Here is a 16799-nt window from a genome sequence, read left to right as displayed (position 1 = left end):
GTGTGTACAAGGCCCGGGAACGTATTCACCGCGCCATGGCTGATGCGCGATTACTAGCGAATCCAGCTTCGTGGGGTCGGGTTGCAGACCCCAGTCCGAACTGGGACCGGCTTTCAAGATTGGATGTAATTTACATTACACCGTCCCTCTGTACCGGCCATTGTAACACGTGTGTAGCCCCGGACGTAAGGGCCGTGCTGATTTGACGTCATCCCCACCTTCCTCACACCTTACGGTGGCAGTGTCTCCAGAGTGCCCAGCTTAACCTGATGGCAACTGAAGAGAGGGGTTGCGCTCGTTATGGCACTTAAGCCGACACCTCACGGCACGAGCTGACGACAACCATGCAGCACCTTCACAGAGACCCCGAAGGGCGTCATTATCTCTAAATCCTTCCTCTGCAATTCAAGCCCGGGTAAGGTTCCTCGCGTATCATCGAATTAAACCACATGTTCCTCCGCTTGTGCGGGCCCCCGTCAATTCCTTTGAGTTTCACCGTTGCCGGCGTACTCCCCAGGTGGGATGCTTAATGCTTTCGCTTAGCCGCTGATACAGGTACCAACAGCGGGCATCCATCGTTTACTGTGCGGACTACCAGGGTATCTAATCCTGTTCGATACCCGCACCTTCGAGCTTCAGCGTCAGTTGCGCTCCCGTCAGCTGCCTTCGCAATCGGAGTTCTTCGTCATATCTAAGCATTTCACCGCTACACGACGAATTCCGCCAACGTTGTGCGTACTCAAGGAAACCAGTATGCGCTGCAAGTCAGACGTTGAGCGTCTACATTTCACAACACACTTAATCTCCGGCCTACGCTCCCTTTAAACCCAATAAATCCGGATAACGCCCGAACCTTCCGTATTACCGCGGCTGCTGGCACGGAATTAGCCGGTCCTTATTCGTATGGTACCTGCAAACAATCACACGTGATTGACTTTATCCCCATACAAAAGCAGTTTACAACCCATAGGGCCGTCATCCTGCACGCTACTTGGCTGGTTCAGACTTCCGTCCATTGACCAATATTCCTCACTGCTGCCTCCCGTAGGAGTTTGGACCGTGTCTCAGTTCCAATGTGGGGGACCTTCCTCTCAGAACCCCTACTGATCGTTGCCTTGGTGGGCCGTTACCCCGCCAACAAGCTAATCAGACGCATCCCCATCCATAACCGATAAATCTTTTATCCTTATCTGATGCCATCAAAGGATTACATAAGGTATTAGTCTGCCTTTCGGCAGGTTATTCCTTAGTTATGGGAAGGTTGGATACGCGTTACTCACCCGTGCGCCGGTCGACGTCCATTCGGTGCAAGCACTAAATGCCGTTTCCCCTCGACTTGCATGTGTTAAGCCTGTAGCTAGCGTTCATCCTGAGCCAGGATCAAACTCTCCATTGTAAAATATGTTTGGGTGATTAGTAATAGGTAAGAAGGGTAATAAATACCAACTTAACCCAAGACCTCACCGAGTAATCTCTGTTTCAGAATGCTTATCCTTTAGTATCAAGTTTTAAAAGCACCTTTTCCTATATAGGAATTCAATTGAATTGATCGGTTCGTTTCTTTTACCCATCTATTTGATTCATAACCAAACAGACGCTTCTTGTACTACTTCTCTGTTTATGTAAATCTTTTCAAAGAACGCTTCCTTTATTGCTTTAAGCACTCATAAGTAACTAGCTTATTTCGTAAAAGCGAGTGCAAAGGTATATACTTTATCAGAAACTACCAAATGTTTTAAAGAAAAAGTTTCAAAAAAGTATTATTTTCTGGATCTATCTGTGTGAGAAAATAGGTTATAAAACTCTACACCATATTATATTAAGGGTTTGATGAATTTAAATAAATATCATTGATATTATCCAATCTCTGGGATTACATACGACAAAACCCGTAAAATCTGCCCACGTGTAACACCTTCACGGATGGCGACAAAGATAGTATCATCTCCTGCTATTGTTCCCAAAATATAATCCGAATCACTTGCATCAATATCATATGCAATAGCACTGGCATAACCTGGTCTAGTCTTCACAATGGCCAATTGCCCCGAGATATTCACAGAAATATAACCACTACGCTGTAACATTTCTGCAGCCTTTCGGGGTGTTGTAACCCGCTTATACATAGTCTCGTTTGGTAAAACATACACATATTTTCCATTCATGGAAGCAGCTTTAGCCACTTTTAACTGCTTAAGATCACGACTGAGCGTTGCTTGTGTCAATTGAAATCCTTCTGCCTCTAAGGCTCTCAAAACTTCTTCTTGAGAACTAAGTTCCATACTAGATATCAACATTTTCAATGCTTCTAGTCTACTATTCTTCACTTTCATAAGCGTATGTTTATGCTTTAACGCAACAAATATAGATATTTAATTTATAAAAAACAAGTATTTTTGAATAAAAGTAACAATATTTTTTAATAGCAAGCTATTACATAACAAAAAACAACTAATCAAGCGTATAAAATTCGAAATAGTATTCACAACAACAACAGAGTCCCCATCTAAATAGAACTTGTCACAATACAAAAAACGACAATAAATTCTCCTTTACCATACCACATACACATAATTATATATGATTAAGGTGCATGCAACATCTGTCACAACTCTCCTAAAAGATGTAAAAAACGATTATGATATTTGTTAGACTCTTTTCTTTCAACTATATTTGTACCTAAAATGGCATAGCATTTGTACATTAAGCAAAAAGGAAAAAGCTTTCATTGCTATTAGTAGTAGACTTCCACAATAAAGAAGAAACAAACAGAAAACAAAACAAAAAAGAAATGAATATGGATTTCAACAACTATTCAAAAGTGGTTAATAACCATGATCGTGACCTAGAAATGGTACGCGCATTTCCAGCACTAATGCGTAAGGTATATGTATGGATGGCAATGGCACTTGCCATTACAGGTATTGTTGCTTATGGGGCAGGTAGTTCTCCTGCACTCATCCAAGCTCTCTACATTAGTAAAGGTCCTATGCTTATTGCAGCCTTAGTGGAGTTTGGCATCGTATGGTATCTATCATCTCGCATCTATAAACTATCTCTTGCCAGCGCAACCCTATGGTTTATTCTCTTCTCTGCACTTAATGGGCTAACCCTTGGATGGATATTTGCAGTATACAAAATAGCCATTATTGCCAAGACATTCTTTGTCACTGCAGGAACCTTTGGAGCAATGGCTTTAATAGGATCAACAACGAAGAAGGATTTAACAAAGTTCGGAGGAATTCTCTTCATGGCATTAATTGGTTTGATTATAGCCAATCTAGTCAACCTCTTCTTGCACAGTTCTACAATGGATTATATAGTCAGCATTGTAGGAGTGCTCATTTTTACAGGTCTCACCGCATGGGATGCACAAGCAATCAAACGTAACCTTCTCATGGCTCCAGATGCTGGAGAATCAGCCCAGAAGATAGCACTCCTAGGTTCATTGAGTCTCTATCTCGACTTTATCAACCTCTTCCTTTATCTTCTTCGATTCTTTGGTAACAATAAAAACTAAGACATTTAAATATCATACGGACAACCCTCATGGTTGTCCGTATTTGATGAAATAAAATTGATAAAAGACTTGACCATTCAAAAGAATATCCATATATTTGTCACAAATTAACTTTAACAAACAAAACTGTTCGTATGAGAAAGAGATTTTACAGTGTATGTATTGCCACATTACTCATTGCAGGAGCAACACCAATGAAGGCGCAGTTCAATATAGGGAAAGCTGCAAGTGGTGCCGTAAAAGCAGCCAAAGCTGCAACTTTGACAGATGCAGACATGGCAAATTACGTGAAAGAATACGTTGCTTGGTTGGATAAGAACAACAAAGTTTGCGATGCTCGCAGCCCTTACACAAAGCGTCTTAACAAGTTGACACAAGGTCTTACCAATGTAGAAGGAATCCCTTTGAACTTTAAAGTATACTATGTAACAGACGTCAATGCCTTTGCCTGCCCTGATGGAAGCGTACGAGTATTCTCATCCCTCATGGATCTTATGACAGACGAAGAACTTTTGGGCGTTATTGGACATGAAATTGGTCACGTTGCACATAAAGACTCTAAGAAAAGATTCCGTACCTCCTTACTTACTTCTGCGCTCAAAGATGGACTCGCTGCAACCAATGGTAAAGCCGCAGCACTTACTGATTCACAACTTGGTGAACTAGGCGAATCACTCCTCAATGCCACTTACTCTCAGAAACAAGAGAGTCAGGCAGATGCTTACGGATATGAGTTCCTGAAAGAGAATGGCAAAAATCCATGGGCAATTGCACTATCTTTCGAGAAATTAAAGAAACTCGAAGAAGACCAAGGTATCCAAAAAGAAGGTAAATGGAAGCGTATGTTCTCTTCACACCCAGATCTTGACAAGCGTATCAAAACTATGAGTAAGCTTGCAACAAAGGATGGATTTGCACGTCCAGAGAACAAGATGCCTGAAAAGATAGAACCAGAGAAGGCTACATCTACTAGTCAGACAACCAACAAACAAGGTACAAAAAAGACTTCTACTGGTAAAAAGCCTGTAGGAAAGAAACCAGCTCCTAAAGGAAAAAGAAGATAATAAAAGTAAACTCAGAAATTATCTGTAGTAACTTATACATTTACTTATAAACAAGAAAGAGAGGCAGTTATCAAGATGATAATCTGCCTCTCTTTTATCTTTAAAAGGACTATTTCAACTTTACCTTTAAGTTCTTTAGCATATCAATCGTCATGGATTCCAAATCAAACTGTGGTTTCCAATCCCATTCCTCACGTGCGCAAGTATCATCCAAACTGTCTGGCCAACTGTCAGCAATGCTCTGCTTGAGTGGATCAACATTATATTCCATCTCAAAGTCGGGCTTATGACGCTTAATAACATTGAATATCTCTTCAGGATCAAAGCTCATCGAAGCAATGTTGAAGCCGTTACGATGCACCAAACGGGATGGGTCAGCCTCCATTAAGGAAATGGCTGCATTCAATCCATCAGGCATATACATCATATCCATCAGTGTACCTTTCTTAATTGGGCACACGAACTTCTCACCGCGAACAGCTGAGTAGTAGATATCGACAGCATAGTCAGTTGTACCACCACCAGGAGGTGTCACATAAGAAATCAAACCAGGGAAACGCACAGAACGAGTATCTACTCCATATTTATTGAAGTAATAATCACTCAACAATTCAGTAGCAACCTTTGACACACCATAGATAGTTCTTGGACGCTGTATCGTATCCTGTGGTGTCTTGACACGAGGTGTACTCGGACCAAATGAGCCTATAGAACTAGGCGTGAAGACCGCACATTGATTCTCACGTGCAACTTCCAAGATGTTCCAAAGACCATCAATACCAATCTTCCAAGCTAACTGTGGCTTATTCTCCGCCACGACAGATAACAATGCTGCAAGGTTATAAATCGTATCAACATGATACTTCTTTACAACCTCCGCAATCATTTGCGGGTTTGTAACATCAGCCTCTGCAAAAGGTCCACCATCCCTCAGTTCACCCGTAGGTTCAGCACCTTTAATATAACCAGCGACGATGTTCTCATTGCCATAACACTTTCTCAATTCCCTGGTAAGCTCAGAGCCTATCTGCCCTGTAGAGCCTATCACCAAAACATTTTTCATATATATAGATAAGTTGATAATCCATTTTGTTGCAAAGTAAACATATTTTTATCGAATAGAGCTCTTCGATATCTTAAAATTATCAAAATTACTGATTCTATTACAAAAAAGCATTGTAAAACATCCTTATTCTCGTTTTTTATACCTTACTTTGCCCTGTATAACAATTAAAAGAATCTAATGTTATGTATGGAAAGATGAAAGAATATCTCTGCAACTCACTTGCTGAGATAACAGAAGCAGGGCTTTACAAGAATGAAAGAATCATCGAAAGCCCACAGAGTGCAGCAATTGAAGTAAAAGGTAAAGAGGTTTTGAACTTCTGCGCCAATAACTATTTGGGGCTTTCCAATCACCCTCGTCTGATAGAAGGTGCCAAGAAGATGATGGACAAGAGAGGCTTCGGTATGTCATCAGTACGCTTTATCTGTGGTACACAAGATGGGCATAAAGAGCTTGAAGCTGCCATCTCCGAATACTTCAAAACAGAAGATACTATCCTCTATGCAGCATGCTTTGATGCTAATGGAGGTGTATTCGAACCTTTGTTCACAGACGAAGATGCTATCATTTCCGATGCGCTAAATCACGCCTCTATCATTGATGGTGTGCGCCTTTGCAAGGCTAAACGTTATCGTTATGCCAATGCAGATATGGCTGATTTAGAGCGTTGCTTGCAAGAGGCACAAGCCCAACGTTTCCGCATTATTGTTACTGATGGCGTGTTCTCAATGGATGGTAATGTGGCTCCAATAGACAAGATTTGCGACCTTGCAGAGAAGTATGATGCTCTCGTAATGGTTGATGAATCACACTCAGCGGGCGTTGTTGGTGCTACTGGTCATGGTGTTAGCGAGCTTTGCAAGACCTATGGTCGTGTGGACATATATACAGGAACCTTAGGAAAAGCATTCGGTGGAGCATTAGGAGGATTCACTACTGGACGTAAGGAGATCATTGATATGCTTCGTCAACGCAGTCGCCCATACCTCTTCTCCAACTCTCTTGCACCTTGTATCATCGGTGCGAGCCTTGAAGTATTTAAGATGTTGAAGGAAAGCAACGCCCTTCATGATCAGCTAGTAGAGAATGTCAACTACTTTAGAGACCACATGTTGGCTGCTGGATTCGATATTAAACCCACTCAAAGTGCCATCTGTGCCGTTATGCTCTACGATGCTAAACTATCTCAGGTATATGCAGCTAAGTTGTTAGAAGAGGGTATATATGTTACAGGTTTCTACTATCCTGTTGTGCCAAAGGGGCAGGCTCGCATTCGAGTTCAAATCTCGGCAGGTCACAATCGTGAGCAACTTGACAAGTGTATAGCAGCCTTCATCAAAGTTGGTAAGGAACTTGAAGTATTAAAGTAAGGGCATCTACGCACAAAAAACACATCATTTTAAGAATAAGAAAAGCTGTATCTACATTTCGATACAGCTTTTCTTATGTCCGAAAAAAGACTTCCTTGAATTAATTTTTAGTTTATTTTTTTCAAAGAATCAATTTATTTCCATGTTATTATTAGTCTATTTTTTTGAATATAAAAACATGCCTTCAAATAGACATAACAATCTCCTATCGTTTTAAAAACACTCTTGAAGACAATAGGTAGGCGTCTTGTAAACGACAAAGAACGACGTAATATAAAACAAACTATACTAAAAAGGAATATTATCAGAAGTATTTTCTAACAATTCCATTATAGGTATTGATGTCTAAAACAATGGAGTCTCTCATCTGAATATTCGTCATTGGCATACTAACAAATATACGTGCACTATAATACTCTGGTACGCCATTCTGCGCATGATACAATCGCATATAGAAGTTCTTACCACCATCTGACCTTCTTTTTACCGAGTCGACAACAATAGCTAACGATTGCGCAACCTTCTTATCATCAACTTTACCTGTTTTCAAAGACAATCCAAGGTTAAGATAACGGCGATTCTTACTTATCCAAGCACTCTCAAATGTCACAGGATCAGTGTGTATATCTACCACATCCAATGCAAACTTCATCTGCAAAACAGGTACAGGACTAATATCAATAGCCTTTGTCACACCTTCAACCACCTTATTATAATATAGCATCGCACGGTAAGTCGTATCTGGTTTAACCGCCCATAGCTTTTTTACATGAGGTCGTAACAACAAGTGTTCACCCTTGTCTGTGACAGCCTCAACCAGTTCGGAAGCATCATTTGAACGCACTTCAACAAAGTCAGTGTTAAGGTATGACAAGCCAGAATCACCCTTTTCGAAGAAGTCATGCTTACAGGCAACAACCATAAGTAATGTTACAAGCAACATTACTATGGTCATTCCACCCCGTATCTTACTATTGATTCTCGTGCTCACAGAGGTTTATTTCTTAAAAGTAAGACGATTCAACAACGATTTTAAACGCCCACTTTCTGAAGATGCATCTATATAATTCTTTGCGGGATAAGCGTATTGTGTGAGCAAGCAAGTACGCAAGAATTGCTCATCACGATTCTCTATATCAATCTTCTCAATCTGTCCTGCAAGGTAGGCATCGAACTTTTCGTAATCATCCTGCGTGTAATACTCCTCGTAAACCTTCGTGTCTTGAATCATATCAAGGGCAACGTAATTAATAGGATAGAGCTTATAACTACTATGAATTTCGTGGTCAATATGAGAAGCGATGGCATCAAAGAGCTTATTTTTTGGTAAATCAGTATCCAAAGTATCGAGCCAATCGTCTATACATGGTGCACAATGATAGAAGATATGACCTTTAAATCCCTTGATACCTATCAACATACTCTCTAAGTCATCCTCGGCAGTCTTTTTCCAATAAGGTATGTCTCGACGTAATTGATATTCCCTTGCCTTGAGGTAATCACATGGGTCATACTCATAAGAGATGGATAGTGGAACTATATGCAACTGCTTCAAGCGATCAATAATACTCCCTTCACCACCCATAACCATCATTTTTAAGATTGCAGGTTGGGTGAGATCGTTAGAGTTCTTAGCACGACCTTGACGTTGCGCAATCCATACATTCTCGTTTTTCTCTGCCACTGCGAAATGGATATATTCGGACATTCGCTTGCTGGCACGCAACATTTCAACAGAATGTAACGCCCTTTCAACGGTAAAAGACTTATTAATACGCACCAAATCACGTATCCAATCAGCAGAGAGAAGATTATCTCCGATTGCAATCTCGCATGTTGTAGAGAAGCCAACATCTATCAGCAACTTATCCAAAAAGGCTGAATCAAGAACAATATCACGATGGTTACTAATGAAAGTGTACCGTTTTCGGATGTCAATGTTCGTTGCGTCCATACTAAGACCTAAGCTCAAGGTCGTCACCAAACGCTGTAAGAAGGGATAACAAAATGCTTTCTGAAATTCAAGATTCGTCTTACAAGCTCGTATCTTCTGCTCCAGTATTTCCATAGGAACATTAGGATAAAGATATGCTAACACTTGTAGAAACTGCTTGTCAGCAAGAATCCGATCATAGACTACTGGTAATTCCTCTGGTTCAAAGGGGCGAATAGGATCAAACTCCGATGGTATCTTCATAACTATAAGTAATTAATTTATTTCTACTTTATTAGTACAAATATAGGTAAAACAGCCCAATCTCTAAAATAGAAGACCATCGTTTAACAGAAGATTAACAATTTTCTCTAACCTTGTCATATTATCCGAACTATACGTAAAGGTAATTAGCTTAACAAGATAATGTTATATTTATGAGGATAATAATACGCTAAATTACTTGCCAATCACAAACAAAGTGTTATCTTTGCAATGTTATGAAGTACAGCATTATAGTACCCGTTTTCAACCGACCAGATGAGGTTGATGAGCTATTAGAGAGTCTTCTCCACCAAAAGGAGGCGGATTTTGAAGTGGTCATCGTCGAAGATGGCTCAAAAGTAACATGTGAGGAGGTTTGCAACAAGTATATTGACAAACTCGATTTACATTATTATTATAAGGAGAACTCAGGACCTGGTCAGAGTCGAAACTATGGTGCAGAACGGGCAAAGGGAGAGTATTTACTCATCCTTGACTCAGATGTCGTACTTCCAGAAGGTTATCTACAAGCTATCAGCAAAGAGCTTTTGAGAGAACCAGCAGATGCCTTTGGAGGACCAGACAAAGCGCATGATTCGTTCACAGATACGCAGAAGGCAATCTCTTACTCAATGACTTCTTTCTTCACAACAGGGGGCATTCGTGGAGGAAAGAAGAAGTTGGATAAGTTTTATCCACGCTCCTTTAACATGGGTATTCGTCGTGATGTTTACCTCGAATTAGGTGGTTTTTCAAAGATGCGCTTTGGTGAGGATATCGACTTCTCTATACGTATATTCAAGGCTGGGAAACGCTGTCGTCTCTTCCCAGAGGCATGGGTGTGGCATAAAAGACGCACAGACTTCCGCAAGTTCTGGCGACAGGTTTACAATTCAGGTATTGCCCGTATCAACCTATATAAGAAGTATCCTGAATCTCTTAAGATTGTCCATCTATTGCCTATGATATTCACTCTTGGGGTTCTCTTTCTCACTTTGATTATCCTTTGTGGGCTGTTAATCATAGTTTGCACATCAGCCAAGACTTTTGGTGGTAGTCTTATCTTCTTAGGGTTATTACCCCTTCTTCTTTATAGTGCAACCATCTGTATAGACTCAACAATGCAAAATCATAGTTTGAAAATCGGCTTCCTTAGTATCCGTGCAGCTTTTTATCAGCTCATAGGTTACGGCTGTGGATTCATTAATGCATGGTGGAAACGATGCGTATGTAGCCATGAAGAGTTTGCAGCCTACCAAAAGAACTTCTATAGTTAATTCATAATTCACAATTCAAAGTTCCCCTATTAAATATAACAACCGCCTATCTACAATCATCAAAACCTATCACTATGAATGAATCAATTTGCCATAGTAGGGACAGACGCCCCTGTTTATCAAGGGACTTCATTTATACTACGGACAGACGAAGGCGTCCGTTCCTATTTTGTTAGCTGTTACGAGAACATTTGATATACCTTATTAGGAGAAAAGAATATCACATTAAACTATGAAAAGTATATCCATTAACAACTGGGCAGAGGCTGACCGCCCACGTGAGAAACTGGAGAGACTGGGGGCAAGTGTGCTCAGTGATGCAGAATTATTGGCTATTCTTATTGGTTCAGGAACAGCAAATGAGAGTGCTGTCGACCTAATGAAACATATTTTAAAAGATTGTCATAACAATCTAAACTCACTGGGGAAGTTATCTATACATCAGCTAGAAGGATATAAAGGAATTGGTCCGGCAAAGGCTATAACGATACTTGCAGCATGTGAATTGGGTAAACGCAGGCAACGTGCAAAGGTAGAAGAAGTCCCCTTACTGAATAGTGCAGAAGCCATTTACAATTATATGTACACCACCATTCAAGACCTCGACATCGAAGAGGGTTGGATACTAATGATGAAGCAAAACTTTCGTCTTATAGAGGCCAAACGTATCTCAATTGGTGGACTAACTATGGCTCCGATTGATATAAGACTTATGATGAAAGAGGTATTAATGAAGAATACTACTATCCTTGCATTCTGTCATAATCATCCCAGTGGGAACACATCTCCCAGCCATGAGGATGATCTTCTTACCACACGCATACGGAAAGCATGCGAATTACTAAGCATTCACTTCGCTGATCATGTAGTCCTCACTGATGGGAAATATTACTCTTATCGTGAAGAGGGAAGACTCTAAGAATTCTCTCGAAGCTCGATAATAAACAAAAGTCTACCACTCCCACCAGTTCTTTCCTTCTATCTCGTGCCACTCACCTAAGGGCTCTACACTCCAAACTAGACCAGAGTTCCGCCAATAAGTAATTCTCACCTTATTATAATGCTCTAGTTCCAAGTAATGTGCATAGCTAATAAGATGCTCTGGAGAAGAGGATAGGGTGTCACCTTCCCATGTAATAACATAATTGGTAAAAGAACGCCTGTGAACTATTGTGTCTAGCGTAAATGAGCCTTCATATGTAACAACATCATTATCCACAAAGTCCTTTATATAAGCTGTAACACCCCTAATAATAAGGAAAAGAGAAGTTATCCCCAAAATAGAAAAACCAATCTTGGTATACCATTTATACTCCTTAACACGCCAACAAAAGATGCCAAAGATGCTAACAACTATTCCGAAAGAGAACAGAAGAGCTGTCAAAAAGAGTCCACAATAACCTTCTCGTGTATGTAAACCAAAGTAACTTGGATATATACAAAGAGGTAACAAGAAAATAAAGAGTGCTGTGCCAAGCGAAACAAGCAGTTTGGTACGCTTTTCATTAAAATTAAGTTGTCTCCAAATCTTCCTTCTCTGTACCTTAGAAGTAGCCTTACTCTTTCGCGCACTCTGATTAGCTTCAGCCAAGATAGCATTCCACTTAGCACTGCCAGGCTGTACCTCATGTGTTCCGAGAGCGTCCCGAACAGTAATCCTTACAGGCTTCTTATTTTGATAAGTGATATTCCAACTATACCAATCGCCCATGATAATCATCCTTCTTTATCATAGCACAAATATACAATAATATGTTTGTAAAACCAAGATAAATGACCTTCTTTCCTTAGCAAGCTATTGTGATTATTATTTAAAATTACTATCTTTGCAAAAGATAGGTAACATCTGGCAATTTAAAAACATTTTTTATTGCGCTTATTAACACTATCTTTACAAGTTACACATTATAAATAAACACCCAATTAAATATATGACACAAGAAGAAAAGACACAGATAGAAGAAAAAATCGTTGATGTGTTGAAGACCGTCTATGACCCAGAAATACCTGTAAATATCTATGATCTTGGAATGATCTATAAGATTGATGTAGACGAGAAAGGTAATCTCGACATGGATATGACATTCACAGCACCATCTTGCCCTGCAGCAGATTTCATCCTTGAAGATGTACGAACAAAGGTGGAAAGTGTTGAGGGAATAAAGTCAGCTAACATCAATCTAGTCTTTGACCCAGTATGGGATCAAAGCATGATGTCTGAGGAGGCACGGGTTGAATTAGGCTTTGAATAAAGCCACGATAGCTCGTTAACACCCCATTCACTTAAAATTCAAAGACATGAAAAATATCTATTTCCTTTCTGATGCACACCTTGGTTCACTAGCCATAAAACATAGACGCACACAAGAACGCCGTCTAGTCCGTTTCTTGGATAGCATAAAGAACAAGGCTGCAGCTATTTATCTACTGGGCGATATGTTCGACTTTTGGAACGAATATAGATATGTTGTTCCAAAAGGATATACTCGATTCCTAGGAAAAATATCAGAGTTAACAGATATGGGAGTAGAGGTGCACTTCTTTACAGGTAATCATGATCTTTGGACTTACGGCTATTTAGAAGAGGAATGTGGCGTCATCCTTCATCGTCAACCCATCACAACCGAGATCTACGATAAGGTTTTCTATCTTGCACATGGTGATGGGCTAGGCGATCCTGATCCAATATTTCAGTTCTTAAGGAAAGTCTTTCACAATCGAGTATGCCAACGATTACTCAACTTCTTCCACCCTTGGTGGGGTATGCAATTAGGTTTGAATTGGGCAAAAAAGAGCCGATTAAAACGTATTGATGGGAAAGAAGCTCCCTACATGGGAGAAGATAAAGAATATTTAGTGCGTTTCACAAAAGATTACATGCGCACACATAAAGACGTCGATTATTATATCTATGGTCATCGACATATTGAATTAGATCTCACACTATCACGGAAAGTACGCATGCTGATACTTGGTGATTGGATATGGCAGTTCACTTACGCAGTATTCGATGGTGAACATATGTTCCTAGAGGAATACGTTGAAGGGGAAAGCAAGCCTTAACAAAAGTAAAAATAAGCCTATTATCAAGATAAAAAGTTATTTTTTAGCTATAAAAACTCATTTTCCTTAGAAAGTATTTGGAAGTTACAAAACAAACTCGTATCTTTGCATTGTCTTTTAAGAGATAGTATTCTTCAATAAAGAAAGGCTATCAACTAAATAGAAATAGCATATTAAAAAGAATTTAAGACATTCACAATATAAAATTAAAACTCAGGTTTGTAGATTAAGTTTAGTCAAAAGAAAGGTGGTTGTCGTGAGACAACTACCTTTCGCATTTTATAACAATTCACCTCTTATATATATCCTACTCTATCACTACTAACGAAAAATTACTATACAACTTCATACTTATCAGTAGTTAAAAAATAATTTATTAGGGAGAAACAGAGCATAAAGGAAAATCTTTCTATAAGTTTTATACCATGTTGAGAATCATTGTTTGAAACTGATTTATTCCCTAGTCCATTTTAAATTTGATTTGCTGTCATATTTAGCACTTGAGATAAACAACTGGTTGTAAGTCTATTCTGAATGAGAAAATTATAACAGCAATGCCTGGAAAAACAAAAAGATAGACTGTAGCAAAAGCTCTTTTCCACATTTCTACATCGCTGAACATAGCAATACAAGTAAGCTATGGTAGAAACAATGGATGGGTCATGAGTATCATTACCCCACTTTTAATACAGTCTATCACTAATATTCAATATCCGTAGGAAATCCCTAGATATTACTTCTTCAAGTCTTTAACAAGTTCTTGAGTATCACGTGCAATGACAATCTCTTCATCAGTTGGCACAAGAACAACCTTTACCTTTGAATCATCAGTAGAGAGAATCTGCTCCACTCCACGCACTTCATTGCGCTTCTTGTCCAACTTGATACCAAGATACTCCATGTCTTGACAAGCATCCCAACGCAATCCGGTCTGATTCTCCCCAACGCCTGCTGTCCACACAATGATGTCTACACCATTCATAGCAGCAGCATAAGCACCGATGTACTTCTTAATACGATAAGTGTACATCTGCAGTGCTAAATGAGCAAGTTGATTGCCTTCGTTATCAGCATTCTCTATGTCACGCATATCAGAGCTGATACCCGTAATACCCAACACACCACTCTCCTTATTCAAGAAGTCTGCCATTTCCTGTGGTTTCTTACCGAGCTTCTCCATCAAGTAAGTTACTGCAGAAGGATCGATATCACCAGAACGAGAACCCATCATCAAGCCTGCCAATGGTGTTAAGCCCATTGAGGTATCGATGACCTTACCATTCTTGATAGCTGCAATAGACGCACCATTACCAATGTGACAAGTGATAATCTTCTGTGTCTTGATGTCTACACCTAAAATTTCACATACACGTTGTGATACATAACGATGACTAGTTCCGTGGAAACCATAGCGACGAACATGATACTTCTTATAGAGATCATAAGGAACAGCATATAGGTAAGCATAATCTGGCATAGTGCTATGGAAAGCATTATCAAACACTGTTACCTGTGGTGTGTGAGGCATCAAAGCATCCACAGCACGCAATCCGCGCAAGTGACCAGCATTATGAACTGGCGCTAAGTCTATAAGACTTTCAATACCTTCTTCTACTTCTTTTGTAACGATACAACTCTTCTCAAAGAGGTCACCTCCTTGCACTACTCGGTGTCCAACAGCGTCTATCTCATCAAGACTCTTTAATGCACCAATCTCTGGATCTAGTAACACTTTGAACACAAGAGCCACACCTTCTTTATGTGTAGGAAGGTCTGCCATGATTTGTTTCTTCTCACCATTAGGGAGCTTAACCTTTATGAAAGCCTCATCAAGTCCAATGCGTTCTACACCGCCCTGAGCCAACACTGACTCGTCTTTCATATCGTACAACTTGTACTTAATAGAACTACTTCCGCAGTTCAAGACTAATATCTTCATATTTTGATTATAGGAGTTAAAGGAGTGAAGGGAGTGAAATGGAGTTAAGGTAAATGTTCTTATTAGGGTAAAGCCATACCAATAAACGATTCACACGCAGATAAATATAACCCCAGAATTTACGCTCTTCCCTTCCTCTTTATTGATTACTTAATTACTTAGGAGTGTTTCCCTCTATGCATGCTACTCCTCTCTCCATAGGGAGAGGAGCTGAGGAGAGGCTTCTTTATAGCTTTTTTGCATCTTGAGCTTGGCATGCTGTGATAGCTACCATATAATAGATATCATCTACACAACAACCACGAGAAAGATCGTTAACAGGACGAGCTATACCTTGGAGGATAGGTCCAATCGCCTTAGCACCACCAAGACGTTCGATTAACTTGTAGCCAATGTTACCTACTTCCAGGTTTGGAACAACAAGCACATTAGCCTTACCTGCTATCTCCGAACCTGGTGCCTTCTTAGCAGCAACAGCAGGGACAAGAGCAGCATCAGCCTGTAATTCACCATCAACCTTCAGTGTTGGGAACTTCTCCTTGGCTATCTTTGTTGCCTCAACAACCTTATCTATAATGTAAACACTCTTACCCGTCTCACGGTCGATAGCGTCTTTTGCTGATCCCTTAGTAGAGAAACTCAACATGGCAACATGTGGGTCTTGGAAGCCAGCAACGCTCTTTGCGGTCTCGGCAGTAGTGTAAGCGATTTGAGCCAACTGATCGGCTGTTGGGTTAGGAGTAACAGCTACATCACCCATAACGACAATACCATTCTCACCATACTGCTGTTCGTGAGTGAGGATGAGCATAGCTCCACTCACACAAGTGATACCTGGCGCACATTTAATAATCTGTAAAGCAGGGCGAAGCGTGTCACCTGTTGTAGAGAGAGCACCTGATATCTGCCCATCAGCGCCCTCTGTCTTAATAATCATACAACCCAGATAGAGATTATTCTTTGTCACTAACTCACGTGCCTGGTCGATAGTCATACCCTTTTTCTGGCGTAGTTCAGCTAGCTTAGCAGCATATTCTTCGCACTTAGGGTTATTCTCTGGGTCAACAATGGTCGCCTTGTCAATGTTCTTAAGCCCCCACTCTGTGGCAAGCTTATGTATGTTGGTGGGGTTGCCAATGAGGATTAGATTGGCGATATCATCGGCTAATACCCTGTCAGCCGCTCTAAGGGTTCGCTCCTCTTCTGCCTCGGGGAGCACGATACGTTGCTTATCGGCTTTAGCGCGTGCAACGATTTGCTCTAATAAATCCATAGTTCTTATTCTATTGTAATAATTGTACTT

The 16799-nt window shown here is 40.2% G+C and carries 14 protein-coding genes and 1 rRNA gene; 7 read left to right on the top strand and 8 right to left on the bottom strand.

Annotation, left to right across the window (positions count from 1 at the left end):
* A 16S ribosomal RNA gene (locus HMPREF9969_RS01015) occupies nt 1-1396 on the bottom strand; the annotation flags it as partial.
* Nucleotides 1397-1856: 460 nt separating this feature from the next.
* The gene (locus HMPREF9969_RS01010) at nt 1857-2333 is read right to left on the bottom strand and encodes an arginine repressor (protein WP_009434008.1); all 477 of its coding nucleotides are present in this window, start codon (nt 2331-2333) and stop codon (nt 1857-1859) included.
* 458 nt (nt 2334-2791) lie between these two features.
* Between HMPREF9969_RS01010 and HMPREF9969_RS01005 the strand changes: the two genes are divergently transcribed.
* The gene (locus HMPREF9969_RS01005) at nt 2792-3520 is read left to right on the top strand and encodes a Bax inhibitor-1/YccA family protein (protein ID WP_009433940.1); all 729 of its coding nucleotides are present in this window, start codon (nt 2792-2794) and stop codon (nt 3518-3520) included.
* 134 nt (nt 3521-3654) lie between these two features.
* Nucleotides 3655-4584, top strand: coding sequence for a M48 family metallopeptidase (locus HMPREF9969_RS01000; RefSeq protein ID WP_009434001.1), 930 nt, complete (start codon nt 3655-3657; stop codon nt 4582-4584).
* A 109-nt stretch (nt 4585-4693) separates the two neighbouring features.
* Here HMPREF9969_RS01000 and HMPREF9969_RS00995 read toward each other — a convergent pair whose 3' ends face one another.
* Nucleotides 4694-5647 (bottom strand): NAD-dependent epimerase/dehydratase family protein, encoded by a 954-nt coding sequence (locus tag HMPREF9969_RS00995; protein ID WP_009433924.1) that lies wholly within the window; start codon nt 5645-5647, stop codon nt 4694-4696.
* Between the two features lie 185 nt (nt 5648-5832).
* Between HMPREF9969_RS00995 and kbl the strand changes: the two genes are divergently transcribed.
* Nucleotides 5833-7020 (top strand): glycine C-acetyltransferase, encoded by a 1188-nt coding sequence (gene kbl / locus HMPREF9969_RS00990; RefSeq protein ID WP_009434014.1) that lies wholly within the window; start codon nt 5833-5835, stop codon nt 7018-7020.
* A 304-nt stretch (nt 7021-7324) separates the two neighbouring features.
* On the opposite strand, the gene HMPREF9969_RS00985 is transcribed toward kbl, so the two are convergent.
* A complete protein-coding gene (locus tag HMPREF9969_RS00985; protein ID WP_410477195.1) occupies nt 7325-8011 on the bottom strand; it encodes a hypothetical protein in 687 nt (228 codons plus the stop codon).
* Nucleotides 8012-8017: 6 nt separating this feature from the next.
* Nucleotides 8018-9217 carry a 1-acyl-sn-glycerol-3-phosphate acyltransferase gene (locus tag HMPREF9969_RS00980; RefSeq protein ID WP_009433883.1) on the bottom strand — a complete coding sequence of 400 codons (1200 nt, stop codon included), beginning with the start codon at nt 9215-9217 and terminating at the stop codon, nt 8018-8020.
* A 236-nt stretch (nt 9218-9453) separates the two neighbouring features.
* Between HMPREF9969_RS00980 and HMPREF9969_RS00975 the strand changes: the two genes are divergently transcribed.
* Entirely contained in the window at nt 9454-10494 is a 1041-nt protein-coding gene (locus tag HMPREF9969_RS00975; RefSeq protein ID WP_009433897.1) for a glycosyltransferase, read from the top strand.
* Nucleotides 10495-10726: 232 nt separating this feature from the next.
* On the top strand, nt 10727-11413 hold the full coding sequence (gene radC, locus HMPREF9969_RS00970) for a RadC family protein (protein ID WP_009433933.1): 687 nt from the start codon (nt 10727-10729) through the stop codon (nt 11411-11413).
* Nucleotides 11414-11446: 33 nt separating this feature from the next.
* Here the strand turns inward: radC and HMPREF9969_RS00965 are convergent, their stop codons facing one another.
* Nucleotides 11447-12205 carry a hypothetical protein gene (locus HMPREF9969_RS00965; protein WP_232212627.1) on the bottom strand — a complete coding sequence of 253 codons (759 nt, stop codon included), beginning with the start codon at nt 12203-12205 and terminating at the stop codon, nt 11447-11449.
* A gap of 220 nt (nt 12206-12425) precedes the next feature.
* On the opposite strand from HMPREF9969_RS00965, the gene HMPREF9969_RS00960 reads away from it, so the two are divergent.
* The gene (locus tag HMPREF9969_RS00960) at nt 12426-12746 is read left to right on the top strand and encodes a metal-sulfur cluster assembly factor (protein WP_009433903.1); all 321 of its coding nucleotides are present in this window, start codon (nt 12426-12428) and stop codon (nt 12744-12746) included.
* A 46-nt stretch (nt 12747-12792) separates the two neighbouring features.
* A complete protein-coding gene (locus HMPREF9969_RS00955; RefSeq protein WP_009433974.1) occupies nt 12793-13557 on the top strand; it encodes a UDP-2,3-diacylglucosamine diphosphatase in 765 nt (254 codons plus the stop codon).
* A 733-nt stretch (nt 13558-14290) separates the two neighbouring features.
* On the opposite strand, the gene HMPREF9969_RS00950 is transcribed toward HMPREF9969_RS00955, so the two are convergent.
* Both HMPREF9969_RS00950 and pta read right to left on the bottom strand, forming a co-directional pair.
* The gene (locus tag HMPREF9969_RS00950; protein ID WP_009433971.1) at nt 14291-15496 is read right to left on the bottom strand and encodes an acetate kinase; all 1206 of its coding nucleotides are present in this window, start codon (nt 15494-15496) and stop codon (nt 14291-14293) included.
* 226 nt (nt 15497-15722) lie between these two features.
* Nucleotides 15723-16769 (bottom strand): phosphate acetyltransferase, encoded by a 1047-nt coding sequence (gene pta / locus HMPREF9969_RS00945; RefSeq protein WP_004384635.1) that lies wholly within the window; start codon nt 16767-16769, stop codon nt 15723-15725.
* Nucleotides 16770-16799: the final 30 nt, after the last annotated feature.

Source organism: Prevotella sp. oral taxon 306 str. F0472, assembly GCF_000257925.1.
GTDB classification, from domain to species: Bacteria; Bacteroidota; Bacteroidia; order Bacteroidales; family Bacteroidaceae; genus Prevotella; species Prevotella vespertina.
This window is presented reverse-complemented; position numbering and strand designations above follow the sequence as displayed.

Coding starts and splice junctions, on each gene's coding strand:
- HMPREF9969_RS01010 (WP_009434008.1), bottom strand. CDS start 2,333: ATGAAAGTGAAGAATAGTAGACTAGAAGCATTGAAAATGTTGATATCT.
- HMPREF9969_RS01005 (WP_009433940.1), top strand. CDS start 2,792: ATGAATATGGATTTCAACAACTATTCAAAAGTGGTTAATAACCATGAT.
- HMPREF9969_RS01000 (WP_009434001.1), top strand. CDS start 3,655: ATGAGAAAGAGATTTTACAGTGTATGTATTGCCACATTACTCATTGCA.
- HMPREF9969_RS00995 (WP_009433924.1), bottom strand. CDS start 5,647: ATGAAAAATGTTTTGGTGATAGGCTCTACAGGGCAGATAGGCTCTGAG.
- kbl (WP_009434014.1), top strand. CDS start 5,833: ATGTATGGAAAGATGAAAGAATATCTCTGCAACTCACTTGCTGAGATA.
- HMPREF9969_RS00980 (WP_009433883.1), bottom strand. CDS start 9,217: ATGAAGATACCATCGGAGTTTGATCCTATTCGCCCCTTTGAACCAGAG.
- HMPREF9969_RS00975 (WP_009433897.1), top strand. CDS start 9,454: ATGAAGTACAGCATTATAGTACCCGTTTTCAACCGACCAGATGAGGTT.
- radC (WP_009433933.1), top strand. CDS start 10,727: ATGAAAAGTATATCCATTAACAACTGGGCAGAGGCTGACCGCCCACGT.
- HMPREF9969_RS00965 (WP_232212627.1), bottom strand. CDS start 12,205: ATGGGCGATTGGTATAGTTGGAATATCACTTATCAAAATAAGAAGCCT.
- HMPREF9969_RS00960 (WP_009433903.1), top strand. CDS start 12,426: ATGACACAAGAAGAAAAGACACAGATAGAAGAAAAAATCGTTGATGTG.
- HMPREF9969_RS00955 (WP_009433974.1), top strand. CDS start 12,793: ATGAAAAATATCTATTTCCTTTCTGATGCACACCTTGGTTCACTAGCC.
- HMPREF9969_RS00950 (WP_009433971.1), bottom strand. CDS start 15,496: ATGAAGATATTAGTCTTGAACTGCGGAAGTAGTTCTATTAAGTACAAG.
- pta (WP_004384635.1), bottom strand. CDS start 16,769: ATGGATTTATTAGAGCAAATCGTTGCACGCGCTAAAGCCGATAAGCAA.